Raw genomic sequence first — 12,795 nt, forward strand, 5'->3', positions numbered from 1 at the left:
TGACACTTAGATTAGTCGTTATTCTTGCAAGTGCTGGTCAGTTGCTCGCAGACAGCTGGCGCTTGTTTCAAACTGTCCTGTGTTGAGTCCGGCAAAGACGCCCAGCGCTACCGTGGTGTCGGTTTGCTTAGCCGAACACCAGGACCTCCGCCGTTTTCGTCTATGAATTGAACTCCGGCGTTTTCTAGCGCCTGCCGAATGGCGCGCTGATTTGCGGCCGTCATTGACGTCACGCCGTCCTCTGATTCCGCCCGCCGAATCGTATTTGCGCCGACGGCCGACTCCTCCGCCAACTCCGCTGCACTCCACCTTAGGAGAGCACGAGCGGCGCGAATCTGCGCGCCAAAAAGAGTTTCGTTTCGCCGCTTGACATTTTCTACCATATGGGTAATTTTACACCATGTGAGCATTATTTTGAACTTTAGGAGCATAGAATGGAGTCGGTCAATTCGGCAAAGCAGATGTGGGATCGTAGATCCTTTATTGGCGGATCAGACGCTCGGATCATCATGGGCGATGACCAGACAGCGCTCACGCGGTTGTGGCGCGAGAAAAGGGGCGAACTCGAACCTGAGGACCTAAGCCTGAATCTCATCGTGCAGCTCGGTACCATCACTGAGGACCTCAACCGTACCTGGTACCAGCGCAACACCGGCCACGCGGTTGCGGACGTGCAAAGGAGGATCTGCCACCCTATCCACAAATGGATGGCAGCGACGCTGGATGGCCTGGTGCAACAGACCGGGGCCGTGTTCGAATCCAAGTTCATGCTGCCTTGGAATTTTTCGGAGGAAGCTGCGGCCGAGAAGCACATGGCCCAGCTCCAGCACAATATGTGGGTGGCGGCAGCAAAGTCAGCAGTGCTTTCGATCATTACTGGGGGCGGCAAATGGGTGGAGATTAACGTTCACGCCGATCCGCTCTACCAGCACCTCCTTTTGACGGCAGAGAAAAAGTTCTGGCGGTGTGTGCAGACGGGCGAGTCCCCATCACTTTTCGGGATTGAAACGCCACGGCCACGGCTCGAAGCCGTAAAGGTTGTGGACATGTCGCCATCGAACTCTTGGGCAGAGCTCGCCGCTACCTACTTGCGAACACGCGCGGCGCATCAGAATCACGAGATCGCAAAAGCGGACTTGAAGAAGCTCGTCCCTGAGGACGCAAAGGAGGCCGTCGGACACGGCGTCCGAGCCAAGCGTTCAAAATCCGGCGCTATCAGCTTTGACACGATTCTGATGGAGAACACCAATGCACCAGTCCAGTGAGCGCATCGGCGCCATTGCGGCGGCCCTTGCCAAAGCGCAGGCTGAGCTGACCAACCCGGAAAAAACCCTGGTTGCGACCATCCGCTCGCCCTTTCCACGCGAGGAGGACCGCACCTTCCGCTACGCCTCTCTTGCTAGCGGCTTGGACATTGTGCGCAAGGCCTTAAGCCAGCAGGAGATTGCAACCATCCAAACCACCCGGATCGAGCCGAGTTCGGGGCAAGTTCGTCTGACCACTCTGCTTGCCCATTCATCCGGCGAATGGATTTCGGCCGACTGGCCGGTCTGTGCCGCGAAGGACACCGAGGCGCCGCACCGGATGGGGGCGGCCTTGACCTATGCCAGGCGTTACGCCCTGTTCGCACTGGTGGGTATCGCTGGCGAGGACGACTTGGACGCACCTGACGCCTTGCCCGGCCTGCCACAGCCCCGGCCGAATGCGACGCATGCAGCCGACGGCAAACGCAATAAGCCCGTTCTGCACCGTCCGGCAACGCTTGGCCAAGATCAGTCCGCCCAGCTGCGGGACCAGATGCTGGGTGAGATCGGCAGCTTAACCACGGAGAATGAGCTACTCGCCTGGGCCAAAGACGGACTACCTCGGAAGAACGCTCTGCTGGAGGCGGATGCCCGGTTGATCGAGATCGCCTATCAGCAGAAGCTTGGCGAAGCCGCGCATCCTTCTGAAAATGTAGCGACCTCACCGGCGGAACCGTCCGTCCCCGGCGTCCCGCAAAATGCAGCGGCGACGCTCGCACTGCCGAAGGAGCCTACGCGCAAGCGAAGCAAGGCGCACCTGTCCTTCGTACGAGGACAGCCTTGCGTGATCTGCCAACAAATCCCGTCGGACCCACATCACCTGAAGTTTGCCCAACAGCGCGCCTTAGGACGCAAGGTCAGCGATGAGTTCACGGTGCCACTCTGCCGCACCCACCACCAAGATTTGCATCGGCACGGCAACGAAAAGGCCTGGTGGGCGAATATGCAGATCGCGCCAATGCCTATTGCCAAACAACTGTGGGATGCCAGCCAGACCGGCGGCCAAGGAGGAGCCGCGGTAATGGCAAACGCCGCACACATATCAATGCCTAAGGGACTCGCAACATGAATGCGCCCTTCAATAAGCTCAAAACCTTACACTATCCAACTTGCCCGCGGAGTTCGAATCCCTCTCGCCCCCATCCTTGCCGCTGCCCGGTGTATCATTCGAAAAATATGAACTTATGCGCCAAGCAATATTCGCCGACCTCGCACCACGCACTGTGATCGAGTGGCTGCTGGCAATCGACGTGCTGGAATTATCCTGGGAGATCCAGCGCTACCGAGTATTGCGGCACAAACTGTTGGAACACTACCGCGAGACAGCTATCGAACAGACTCTGCGCCATATCGATCTCGCCGAGCTGCCGCCCGAGATGGAGGCTGCCGCGCGCTGCCAAATCCGACGAAACGCCCGGATTTGGCGAATAGACCCAACGGCGGCACGCGAAATTGACGTGCGCCTTGCGACTTACGGATACGACTCGAATGCAATCAACACTCAGGTCTATCTGCAGGCACGCGATGTCTTCTTAGCTTTTGAGGCCCTGCTAAATAGCGCTCAAAACCGCCGCATGTCTTTACTCCGTGAGATAAGCAAATCGCCGTCACGCGGGAGATAACGCAAAGCGCCATCGTTCAGAATGATAGAGGACGAGGGTACCTAGTTAGCTGCTCGAGGCCTAAACAGAGATGCAGAACGGGCCAATTCCCGGTGCGCCCCCAATTAGGACGCTCCGAATTTGAAATTTGGACGGACTGCGCTCCTGTGCTTTCAGCCACCCGCCAATCGAGGTGGCCTTACTCATCCGCCAGCACCATGAGGCCCCAAGCCATGGTCACGGCGATCGGTATGGCCAACAGAGATGGGCGCCGGCAAAGGCTCTCAGCCACCGAGCAGGCAGAGCCGCCTGACCATCCATCGCTGTAAGCTGATCCGATAAAAACTATCGATAGTGTGGCGAGAAACACTGCCACGACGATCGCGGACATACCGAGGCTGCGCATTTTTAGTACTCAGGACCCAACTGGAAAATGTTCCAATGGAACTCAAGCAGAATTCTGTCGGGATGAGGGCCAGGTTCCATCGTCTTGAGGTAACATGGTGGCAGAGAGCGCATCGTGGATGGCTTTACCCTAAAGTCGCCAACAAAGGTTCGCTCAACGACGTTCTCAACACTGAGCCGAGATCAATCCGCCCATCCGAAGGATTAGATGCTGCGCGAGATCCTCCCTTGGTTGCCGAGAATGACCGTCTGACCTAGCCCCAAAATTGCATCCCGCATAGAATGCTCTGCCGGAGGAGGATGCCGGTTGATCGAAACCGAGTAGCAACAGAGGCTTCGAAAAATTACCCTACCCGCGGAGTCAATGGACGGCATCGAACAGCGCGAAGGATCCACCAATGATGCCCCGAAAAGGGTGGGAGGCTCATCTTGCTTTTCCAAGGACCCCGTCAAAAAGCTATGCAAGGCGCACCTCTTGCTCGTCCGCAGTCAGCCGTTCTTAATCTGAAACGCGTTGGCTCAGAGACCCGCATCACCTGAAGTTCGCCCACAGGCAAATCGGGCCATAGCGGAAATCAAATTTGAAAACATGCATCGGACAGGGCGTCCCCATCCTACACGCGCCTTTTCCTGTATTTCGCTCGATCCGCGGCCTCGCGCCACCGTCGAACAACCTCGGCAACAACGATGTATGTGCCGACCATTAACAAAATTGCCTCAATCATGGCTTGCCCCGACGGGTTGCGAAGAACTGGAATTTACTCCTTCCTCAAATGGTTGCCAAGACGAAGTTCTACAACTAATGAGGGTTTCCGAATGCGCTTGGTCAGGTACAAACACCTCGCCCATGCAAACGAACGCCGGCCAAATTCCATGATACGACAGGATGCTATCGATGAGTAGCCTCCTTTATTGTCCTATTACCGCCTAAACTTTCGATGTTTGTGCTTGTGAACCCAGCGATGGTTCGAACCCTATGTACGAAATAAAGAGACCGGCAGTCTTCTTCGATCGCGACGGAGTGCTGAATGAAGACAACGGTTATGTGTTCGAGATCGCTAAGCTGAAGTGGATAGAAGGCGCACGCGAAGCGGTGAAAGCCGTCAATGATGCAGGGTGCTTTGCATTCGTAGTGACAAACCAGTCGGGGGTGGCCAGAGGTCTTTACGAGGAAACTCACATTGAAGCGTTGCATCAATGCATGGCGGACGACTTGGCTAAGTTCGGAGCTCACGTAGATGCGTTCGAATACTGCCCTTTTCATCCTGACGCATCGATAGAGCGATACCGTCGAGCAAGCTATCGGCGCAAGCCTGCTCCAGGGATGATCAACGACCTCTTGGAACGTTTCCCCGTGGATGTCAGTCGGAGTATTCTCATAGGCGACAAGTCTACTGATCTAGAAGCAGCCCGGGCCGCGGGCATAAAGGGATATCTGTACATAAGCGGCCACCTCGCCCACTTCGTAAGGCCGCTATTGCCTCACAATAAGGCGAGACCAATCGAGTGAGACGATCGCGTTGCAATCCTGTCCGATACCAAATAAACGCGCAACTCAGATCCGCTCCGGGAGGCGATGCATACTGCGCTGCCGTGGAACAGACCAATAGACCATTTTGCTGATTTTAGGAGGCATCATTGCATCCACAAGTTTCTAGGCGGCGCGTGGCGCTGATCACCGGCGTCACCGGCCAGGACGGCGCCTACTTGGCCGAATATCTGCTTGGCCTCGGCTATGAGGTCCACGGCATCAAGCGGCGGTCGTCCTCGTTCAACACGGCGCGGATCGACCACCTGTACCAGGATCCGCATTCCCGCAAGGTGCCGTTCCTGCTGCATTACGGCGACATGACCGACTCAACCAACCTGATCCGGCTGATGCAGCAGATCAGGCCGACCGAGATCTACAACCTCGCCGCCCAGAGCCATGTCGGCGTCAGCTTCGAAAGCCCGGAATATACCGCCAACGCCGACGCCATCGGCGTGCTGCGGCTGCTGGAGGCGATCCGCATCCTCGGCATGGAGAAGGAGACGCGGTTCTACCAGGCCTCGACGTCCGAACTCTATGGACTGGTGCAGGAGGTGCCGCAAAGGGAGACCACGCCGTTCTACCCGCGCTCGCCTTACGGTGTCGCCAAGCTGTACGGCTACTGGATCACGGTCAATTACCGCGAGGCCTACGGCATGTTTGCTAGTAACGGCATCCTGTTCAACCACGAGAGCCCGATCCGCGGCGAGACGTTTGTCACCCGCAAGATCACCCGCAGCGTCGCCCGCATCGAGGTTGGCCTGGACGAGGCGCTCTATCTCGGCAACCTCGAGGCCAAGCGCGACTGGGGCCATGCGCGCGATTATATCGAAGGCATGCACCTGATCCTGCAGGCGGATGCGCCCGACGATTTCGTGCTGGCAACCGGCGAGACCCGCTCGGTGCGCGAATTCGTCGAGCTGGCGTTCGCCGAAGTTGGCCGCCGCGTGGAGTGGCGCGGCCAGGGCGTCGACGAGACCGGCGTCGACGCCAAATCCGGTAAGACCATGGTCCGCATTGATCCGGTCTATTTCCGGCCGACCGAGGTCGATCTTCTGGTCGGCGATGCCAGCAAGGCGCGCGAGAAACTGGGCTGGAGGCCGAAGACGTCGTTCGCCCAGATGGTCAAGGAAATGGTCGCGAACGATCTCGATGAAGCGCGGCGGGAGGTCGCCAATGGCAAGCCTGCCGTTTGAGCTGAAGGGCAAGACGGTCTACGTCGCCGGCCACCGCGGCATGGTCGGCGCCGCGCTGGTGCGCCGGCTGGCTGCAGAACACGTCGAATTGCTGACAGCAACTCGCAGCGAGGTCGATCTGCGCGATCAGGCCGCGGTCAACCGCTGGTTTGCCGCCAACCGGCCCCAGGTGGTGTTTCTGGCGGCCGCCAAGGTCGGCGGCATCGTCGCCAACAACACCCTGCGCGCCGAATTCCTCTACGACAATCTGGCGATCGCTTCCAACGTGATCCATGCGGCGCATGTCCATGGCGCCGAGAAGCTGATGTTCTTGGGCTCCTCCTGCATCTATCCCAAGCTGGCGCCGCAGCCGCTGCACGAGGACTCGATGCTGACGGGGCCGCTGGAGCCAACCAACGAGCCCTATGCGATTGCCAAGATCGCCGGGATCAAGATGGTGGAGGCCTATCGCAGCCAATACGGCGCCGACTTCATCAATGTGATGCCGACCAATCTCTACGGCCGCGGCGACAATTATCATCCTGAATACAGCCATGTCGTCGCCGCCCTGATCCGCCGCTTTCACGAAGCCAAGATTGCCGGCGCCGACAAAGTCGTGGTCTGGGGCACCGGCACGCCGCGGCGCGAATTCCTCTATGTCGACGACCTTGCGGACGCCTGCATCCATTTGATGAAGACTTATTCGGATCGCGAGCTGGTCAATATCGGCACCGGCGAGGATATCACCATCGCCGAATTCGCCCGCGTGGTCGCGGCAACCGTCGGCTACAGCGGCGCGATCGGTTTTGATGCCTCGCGCCCGGACGGCACGCCGCGCAAGCTGCTCGATGTCAGCTGCTTGGCAAAACTCGGCTGGCGCGCCAGCACGAAGCTTGAGGACGGCATCCGGCTCGCCTATCAGGCCTATCTCAGTGAAATCCGGGAGCCAGCCGAGTGTTAGCCGTCGTCAATCGAGCGAAGCTCCGAAGCACGCCGCTGTTCCAGGTTGGGGCGCATCACCATCTGTCGGAAAGTCAACAAGTAAGAACGGGTGTTTTCGATGGCTCTCATGAGGTTCACGGCGTTCTAGCCAGAAAATGGCTATGCTCTCTGATTTAGCATCAGCGTCGCTATTGGCGAGACGCTGGCTTCAGAAAGAGATGAGAACAGAATGGAAGATGGTCGACTTGTTGTCTTGCTAACGGGTGCGAATGGCTTCGTAGGCCAGAATCTTGTCCCCGTGTTGAAACGTAACGGCATGATCGTTAGGCAAGCCGTGCGAAAGCCATCGCCCGACGCAACTTCGATAATGATCGGCACTATCGGTCCCCATACCAACTGGGCAGAAGCGCTCGTCGGTGTCGATGCGGTGGTGCATTTGGCAGCGCGAGTTCATCACCCGCGCGAAGAACATGCTGCAAACGTTTACCAATCTATCAATACCGATGGTACGTTACACCTTGCGCGGTGTGCAGCCGAAGCAGGAGTTAGCCATTTTGTTTACCTGAGCACAGTCCTTGTTAATGGGAGCAGCACCGACGGTCGACCTCCCTTTCGTGAGAATGACCTCTTGACGCCCCGCGGAGTCTACGGAACATCCAAAGCTGCAGCAGAAGCAGGCCTTGAGGCTATGGTGAAGTATACAAGCATGAATTTTACGGTCATTCGCCCGCCACTGATCTATGGTGCAGGCGCACTCGGTAATTTTAAACTTTTGGCTGCTGCAGTAAACAGAGGGATCCCGCTGCCGTTCGGTTGTATTCATAATCGGCGCGCATTTCTCAGCGTCGCAAACCTGGCGTCTTTTATAGTGCACCGACTTACCTATCAACACGGTAGGTTCGAGATCTTTCTAGTGGCTGATGAGGAGCAAATTTCAACACCAGAATTTGTTCGACGGATCGAAAACGTTTTGGGCAAGAAATCGCGTATCGTTCCTTTTCCCTTATTTGCACTTAACGCCTTATTCAGGATCAGCGGTCGTTCTGACGCCTACAGCAGTGTGGCCGCTTCGTTGGAGATCGATATGTCCAAAGCACTGAACACCGGTTGGCGACCGCCGCTTAGCCTTGACGAAGGTCTTCGCAATGCTCTTGCGGTACCATAGTCGCGGTGATTTTCCCTCGGGATTAGTCTTGCTCAAGTCGTCGTACCGTAGCACTGTCTTGCACGTTGGACCGCATTTGCAAAGTCCGTAGCAAAGGCGGCCACGCGGTCATCTTGGTCTGGGACAAGACTTCGAGCAAATGGTGCCGCTGAGTCGTGCGCAAGCCGCACAAGGTGATCCGCCAGCGCTGCAGGATCCTCTGTCCCAAAGTAACTCGCGGTACCACCGGTCTGCTCGCGGTGGACCTCCAGGTCGGACAATATCATCGGCACCCCGAACGATTTCGCTTCTTCGACTGTTGTGCTCCATCCCTCCGATCGGGACGGGTTTATCAGTGCGGTGCATCCCCTCAGCAGCGCGTAAACGTGCGAAAGCGGAATCATTCCCAGATGACGGAAGCGTTTTTCGAGCCCGCGACTTCGGACCCCCGCCATGACCTCATCGAAGTAGCCTCGCTCGCGCCGATCTTCGGTGCTGCCCGATGCGCACACGACTGCATCGAACCCTCGATCCGCCAGGATGGCCAGCGCATCGACGACCACCTGGTGATTCTTGTGCGTGTAGAACTGATTGGGCAGGTAGAAATACTTTTCAGGCAACTGATACTGCGCAACGACCTCAGCCGGATTTGCGGTCAGGAACGCCGGCGACGGCCCGGTCGCAAAACGAACCACGCAGACCTCGTTCTTCGCTCCGGGATAGAACTTCCGAAAATCGCGACGCGAGCTTTCGCTGCTCAGCATGACGGTCCGCCCGGATGCGATCTGCATTCGGAAGCCGGCTTCGCGACGCCACCGCGCCGTTGCCGGAAACAGCTGCGGCAATCGTCGATGCTGAAAATCGGGAAACCATGCCACTGCAGGATAAGGCAGTCGCCAGCCAAAGAAGCGGGCAGCCTCGAAGATGGCATCGATGCGGTGCGTCCGGAATTCCGCCACCGCCTCCCGGTCCAATCCCCATGCCAGCGCGGCAGCCAATCCGACACGGCCGTCGAACGCCGCCGATCGCACCACCTCCACATCAGGTATCGCGGCAAGCGGCGCAAGATCGGCATCATCGTCACCGGTCCCGGCAAACAGGACGGGCGCAAACTCGCCGGAGCGGAACTTGCTCAGCGCCGCAAATAGATTGCTTTGATAGTTGTAGCCACCGGCCCAGAGCCGGCGCGGAATGTGGGTAAAGGCGAGACGTAGTGGCGCACCGGGGCTCACCGGATCTGATCCTTGAACCAGGAAACATAGTCGGCAAGGCCCTGTTCAACCTGGATCTTCCAGTCGAAGGGCAGAGTACGTGGCATGGCGTCGTCCGACAGCAGACTCGTCGGATCTCCGGCACGAACGATTCCTGAGAACTGTACGGAGATGGTTCCGCCCCAGCATTCTGCAATTCTCGCGGCAACCCGCGCCACGGTCGTTCCGAGCCCGGAGCCCGCATTGATGACCTGAAAGGCCTCCGACTGCGGCTTTCCGTCAATCGCGGTCAATAGCCGAGCGACGTCACGAACATCCGTCCAGTCACGCACCTCTGCGCCTGTGCCCCCTAGCACCAGCCTCCTATCGCCCGCCTGCAGGCGCGAGCAGATGTCCCATGGCAATTGTTTGCGCAAGTTCGGCCCATAGATCGAGAACAACCGCGCGACCGTGCTCTGCAAGCCAAAGGTGACGGCGTAGCTCCGGCACAATTGCTCCATTATCAGCTTGTGCTGGCCGTAGGGCGACATCGGAAGGGTTGCGGCGTCCACTGCAATCGCTCCCGCATGGCCGGCGCCATAGACGGCCGCGCTCGACGCGACGATAACGCGACAATCCCTGGCGGCCCCGCGCAGCCACTCCAGCAGCCTGGCCGTGCTCGTAACGGTGCGCGAAAAATCCTCAAACGGCTGCGCGATTGACAACCCGACCGATGATCCCCCGGCCAAGTGGAAGATGGTCGATGGCAGTCCGGCGCGCTCCGCAAGCGCGTTGAGATTGGCCGCATCGATCTCGCCGTTCAGCCAATGCTCGAGACCGATGCGGTGCCGTTCGGCTTCGCCGATCGCGCCATGGCCGATGCCATGAACGCGATTGCCCCGATCGGCCAACACCCTGACGAGATGCCGACCGATGAAGCCATTGGCGCCGGTAACCCAGATGATCATGATTGTGCCTTGTGACAGACAAATGAGTAGAGCCGGCCGGGCCGGTGGTCAAAGCGCTCTGCCATCGAAAGCAGCGAGGTGAAGACGCTCCTGGAAGCGAGCGCGGCGCGCCAAACGGGCCTGACCGGAATCTTGTCCGTCAATCTCTCCACGACGGCCGCCCGCAGCGTCTCGATTGTATGGGGAAACAGATTGATCGGGCTCTTGAGCGGCGAGAGCACCTCGATCGCTGCAAATCTCGCATTCCTCAACGCGCCGATATATCGATCGAGAAGATACGCGTGCTCGCCGCCATAGAGGTGATGCAGGGGATGCTGATCGAGGAATGCCCCGAGATCTGATTCCCTGCTGATCACGTGTTCGCGCGCGGCGATGAGCATTCCACCCGGACGAAGCACGCGGAACATTTCCCGGCAGGCGCTGTCGAGATCGCGCATATGGTGCAGCACGGCGCGCGCGAACACGACATCGAATGTGCCGTCAGCGAACGGGAGGCGCTCGGAAAACTCCTCAACCACCTCGATCGGCAAGCCAGCCTCGGTCGCGAGCCCGCGGATCGCCGCCGTCCCGACCACGACGCTGGGGTCAGGCTCGAGCGCAGTGACCGCAAATCCGCTTCGCGCCAGCGCGTAGCTCGCAATTCCGCGCCCGGCGCCGACGTCGAGCGCCTTGCCGGTCCGATTCTCCAAAAACTTCGAAACCGCCTGCCATTCGCCACTGGCAAAATAACGCTTGGCCGCATCGATCAGAGGGTCGTCATAGAACGCGTCGAGCACAAGTTGCCGCTGGTCCGGCTGGTTGCGCAGCCAAACCACGGCATCTTCCCACGTCGTGAATGGCTGCTCCACCATAAACTAGCTAACCCAACGCGCCATTCAGATCAGATCCTGAAATTTCGCCCATTGCAGTTGTTTGCTATAGCGCTCCTTTACCATGGCGCAACCCGCCTCAGCGATGGATCTTGCCAGGGTTTCATCTCTCATCAGCCTGTTGATCAGCTCCGGTATTTGCTCGGGCGAGGAATATTCCAGCATGGTTTCGCCATCAACGAAACCCTCCGGGTAGCGCCCTGCGTCCGTCAAAAGGACGGCTCCGCATCCCGTCGCCTCAAAGCACCTCATATTGCCGCGGTCATCTCCCGCCATGTCGACCGCACCGTTGAATACGATCCGGCTTTTGGCGATCGCGGCATACGCGTCCAGGCCATACAACGAATCGGCGCGAATCTGGCGAATTTCGTCCGGATGACGGTATGAGCGAAGCACCGGCACGGGAGGAAGAAAATTTGCCAATCGGGTGAGGCGTGAATCTTCGAGGTAAAACCTTGCTCGGACACTAGGTGTCAAAGCCGCAGCCCGGAGTGCCTGGCTGCGCTTGACGTGGTGGCGCGAGAATCCTCCGATGAAGATGAGGTCAAGCTCATCACTTCGGGCTTTGGCATAGGCGTCCATCACAGGATCATGCGCCGGAAAAAAATACGCCACCCGGCAGCCCTTTTGTCGCCAGCTATCGAGGATCGACGGAAAGTTGCACACGATCAGGTCGTATTTCGTCAGGTTTGCACTTCCGGAAGGCGCGGCTCGCCAGCCAACCGACTTCTTCACACAGCCCGGCAGCTTCGCAACAAACTCACTGCCGTAACGGATCGGATCAAGATTATAGAATACTTCAGTGCGATGCTGCTCGATCTGCGCAAGCAGAATTTGCTCGAGGTTCTTTGTCCGCAGACCATTCTCTTTCGCCCAAAGCATCTGCAGGCGTTCATCGTCTCCATTGGTGTAAAATGCGTCCGGGCTGTCGGTGAGCACAGGCAGAAGAATATGGGACGCAGTGAATCTCGTATCCAGAAATTGTGCGCGTCCGGCGGCAAAGGTTTGATAGGGCGACTGGCGACGATGGACACGGAATCCGCGTGACAAGCCGTTGTTCTGGAAAATACGCATGCAATCAACCCGCGGGATTTGCATCTGGTGGGGGGCTTAACGAGCGAATTACTCTGGCCGGATTCCCGACTGCCAGGGTGTATGGTGGAATATCGCGGGTTACAACCGAACACGCTCCGATCACGGCACCCTCTCCAATCGTAACTCCCTTCAGCACACTCACGTTAAATCCGATCCAGGCCCTATCGCTCACCACGACTGGCGCATGCGCGATCTTCTTCCAATCTTTCCGCCCCGCGCCCCATTCGAGAACATCGTTCCGGCGATCCATCCAATCGATGCTGTGGGAATCGTGATCCACGATCGTAACACCCCACGATATGATGACATCGTCGCCGATGGCGAGACTTCGATAGCAGACCAGATGGCTTCGTCCGATGTATGTGCGATTTCCGATCTGAATTTTGCCTCCAGATTCCTCGAAGCTGATATCGGCGTGGACGATTGAATTTTCTCCGACTGACAGCTCGTTTCCGGCCGCTCGCCTGATGCGACGCCATGCGATCGTGGTTCCACGTCCGATATTTACCGCCCCGGAAAGCCGGCTCTTCCAGCCAAGGATGGCGTCGATCACGCCTATCAGGATGAGCCGCAT

At 58.2% G+C, this 12,795-nt stretch carries 13 protein-coding genes; 7 read left to right on the plus strand and 6 right to left on the minus strand.

Going from position 1 to position 12,795, the window contains the following annotated elements; genetic code table 11:
* Nucleotides 1-107 precede the first annotated feature (107 nt).
* A complete protein-coding gene (locus tag HCN58_RS36200; RefSeq protein WP_235983980.1) occupies nucleotides 108-383 on the minus strand; it encodes a helix-turn-helix domain-containing protein in 276 nt (91 codons plus the stop codon).
* 51 nt (nucleotides 384-434) lie between these two features.
* Between HCN58_RS36200 and HCN58_RS28775 the strand changes: the two genes are divergently transcribed.
* The 7 genes from HCN58_RS28775 (at nucleotide 435) to HCN58_RS28805 (ending at nucleotide 8,120) form a co-directional block, all read left to right on the plus strand.
* A complete protein-coding gene (locus HCN58_RS28775) occupies nucleotides 435-1,265 on the plus strand; it encodes a YqaJ viral recombinase family protein (protein WP_171582724.1) in 831 nt (276 codons plus the stop codon).
* Nucleotides 1,249-2,373 carry an ERF family protein gene (locus HCN58_RS28780; RefSeq protein WP_171582725.1) on the plus strand — a complete coding sequence of 375 codons (1,125 nt, stop codon included), beginning with the start codon at nucleotides 1,249-1,251 and terminating at the stop codon, nucleotides 2,371-2,373. Before HCN58_RS28775 ends, HCN58_RS28780 begins: the two co-directional genes overlap by 17 nt.
* A gap of 76 nt (nucleotides 2,374-2,449) precedes the next feature.
* The gene (locus HCN58_RS28785; RefSeq protein WP_235983954.1) at nucleotides 2,450-2,926 is read left to right on the plus strand and encodes a hypothetical protein; all 477 of its coding nucleotides are present in this window, start codon (nucleotides 2,450-2,452) and stop codon (nucleotides 2,924-2,926) included.
* Between the two features lie 1,360 nt (nucleotides 2,927-4,286).
* The gene (locus tag HCN58_RS28790) at nucleotides 4,287-4,820 is read left to right on the plus strand and encodes a D-glycero-alpha-D-manno-heptose-1,7-bisphosphate 7-phosphatase (protein ID WP_171582727.1); all 534 of its coding nucleotides are present in this window, start codon (nucleotides 4,287-4,289) and stop codon (nucleotides 4,818-4,820) included.
* Between the two features lie 128 nt (nucleotides 4,821-4,948).
* Nucleotides 4,949-6,034, plus strand: a complete 1,086-nt coding sequence (gmd, locus tag HCN58_RS28795) for a GDP-mannose 4,6-dehydratase (RefSeq protein WP_171582728.1) — start codon at nucleotides 4,949-4,951, stop codon at nucleotides 6,032-6,034.
* The gene (gene fcl / locus HCN58_RS28800) at nucleotides 6,015-6,974 is read left to right on the plus strand and encodes a GDP-L-fucose synthase (protein WP_283814633.1); all 960 of its coding nucleotides are present in this window, start codon (nucleotides 6,015-6,017) and stop codon (nucleotides 6,972-6,974) included. The genes gmd and fcl overlap by 20 nt, the downstream gene beginning before the upstream one ends.
* 210 nt (nucleotides 6,975-7,184) lie before the next feature.
* Nucleotides 7,185-8,120: an NAD-dependent epimerase/dehydratase family protein gene (locus HCN58_RS28805; protein WP_171582729.1), complete on the plus strand. Its 936-nt coding sequence runs from the start codon at nucleotides 7,185-7,187 to the stop codon at nucleotides 8,118-8,120.
* A 32-nt stretch (nucleotides 8,121-8,152) separates the two neighbouring features.
* Here the strand turns inward: HCN58_RS28805 and HCN58_RS37215 are convergent, their stop codons facing one another.
* The 5 genes from HCN58_RS37215 to HCN58_RS28830 are packed head-to-tail and all read right to left on the minus strand — an operon-like array spanning nucleotide 8,153 to nucleotide 12,795.
* On the minus strand, nucleotides 8,153-9,331 hold the full coding sequence (locus HCN58_RS37215) for a glycosyltransferase family 4 protein (RefSeq protein ID WP_171582730.1): 1,179 nt from the start codon (nucleotides 9,329-9,331) through the stop codon (nucleotides 8,153-8,155).
* A complete protein-coding gene (locus HCN58_RS28815; protein ID WP_171582731.1) occupies nucleotides 9,328-10,257 on the minus strand; it encodes an NAD-dependent epimerase/dehydratase family protein in 930 nt (309 codons plus the stop codon). Before HCN58_RS28815 ends, HCN58_RS37215 begins: the two co-directional genes overlap by 4 nt.
* Nucleotides 10,254-11,108, minus strand: coding sequence for a class I SAM-dependent methyltransferase (locus tag HCN58_RS28820; RefSeq protein ID WP_171582732.1), 855 nt, complete (start codon nucleotides 11,106-11,108; stop codon nucleotides 10,254-10,256). The genes HCN58_RS28815 and HCN58_RS28820 overlap by 4 nt, the downstream gene beginning before the upstream one ends.
* Nucleotides 11,109-11,132: 24 nt before the next feature.
* On the minus strand, nucleotides 11,133-12,200 hold the full coding sequence (locus HCN58_RS28825; protein ID WP_171582733.1) for a glycosyltransferase family protein: 1,068 nt from the start codon (nucleotides 12,198-12,200) through the stop codon (nucleotides 11,133-11,135).
* Nucleotides 12,201-12,204: 4 nt separating this feature from the next.
* Nucleotides 12,205-12,795, minus strand: coding sequence for an acyltransferase (locus HCN58_RS28830; protein WP_171582734.1), 591 nt, complete (start codon nucleotides 12,793-12,795; stop codon nucleotides 12,205-12,207).

It is taken from the genome of Bradyrhizobium australiense, assembly GCF_013114825.1.
Taxonomy (GTDB): Bacteria; Pseudomonadota; Alphaproteobacteria; order Rhizobiales; family Xanthobacteraceae; genus Bradyrhizobium; species Bradyrhizobium australiense.

What these genes read in the sequence shown, in the direction of transcription:
- HCN58_RS28780 (WP_171582725.1), top strand. Translation starts at nt 1,249, where the DNA reads ATGCACCAGTCCAGTGAGCGCATCGGCGCCATTGCGGCGGCCCTTGCC.
- HCN58_RS28825 (WP_171582733.1), bottom strand. Translation starts at nt 12,200, where the DNA reads ATGCGTATTTTCCAGAACAACGGCTTGTCACGCGGATTCCGTGTCCAT.
- HCN58_RS36200 (WP_235983980.1), bottom strand. Translation starts at nt 383, where the DNA reads ATGGTAGAAAATGTCAAGCGGCGAAACGAAACTCTTTTTGGCGCGCAG.
- HCN58_RS28820 (WP_171582732.1), bottom strand. Translation starts at nt 11,108, where the DNA reads ATGGTGGAGCAGCCATTCACGACGTGGGAAGATGCCGTGGTTTGGCTG.
- fcl (WP_283814633.1), top strand. Translation starts at nt 6,015, where the DNA reads ATGGCAAGCCTGCCGTTTGAGCTGAAGGGCAAGACGGTCTACGTCGCC.
- HCN58_RS28805 (WP_171582729.1), top strand. Translation starts at nt 7,185, where the DNA reads ATGGAAGATGGTCGACTTGTTGTCTTGCTAACGGGTGCGAATGGCTTC.
- HCN58_RS28790 (WP_171582727.1), top strand. Translation starts at nt 4,287, where the DNA reads ATGTACGAAATAAAGAGACCGGCAGTCTTCTTCGATCGCGACGGAGTG.
- HCN58_RS28830 (WP_171582734.1), bottom strand. Translation starts at nt 12,795, where the DNA reads ATGCGGCTCATCCTGATAGGCGTGATCGACGCCATCCTTGGCTGGAAG.
- HCN58_RS28775 (WP_171582724.1), top strand. Translation starts at nt 435, where the DNA reads ATGGAGTCGGTCAATTCGGCAAAGCAGATGTGGGATCGTAGATCCTTT.
- HCN58_RS28815 (WP_171582731.1), bottom strand. Translation starts at nt 10,257, where the DNA reads ATGATCATCTGGGTTACCGGCGCCAATGGCTTCATCGGTCGGCATCTC.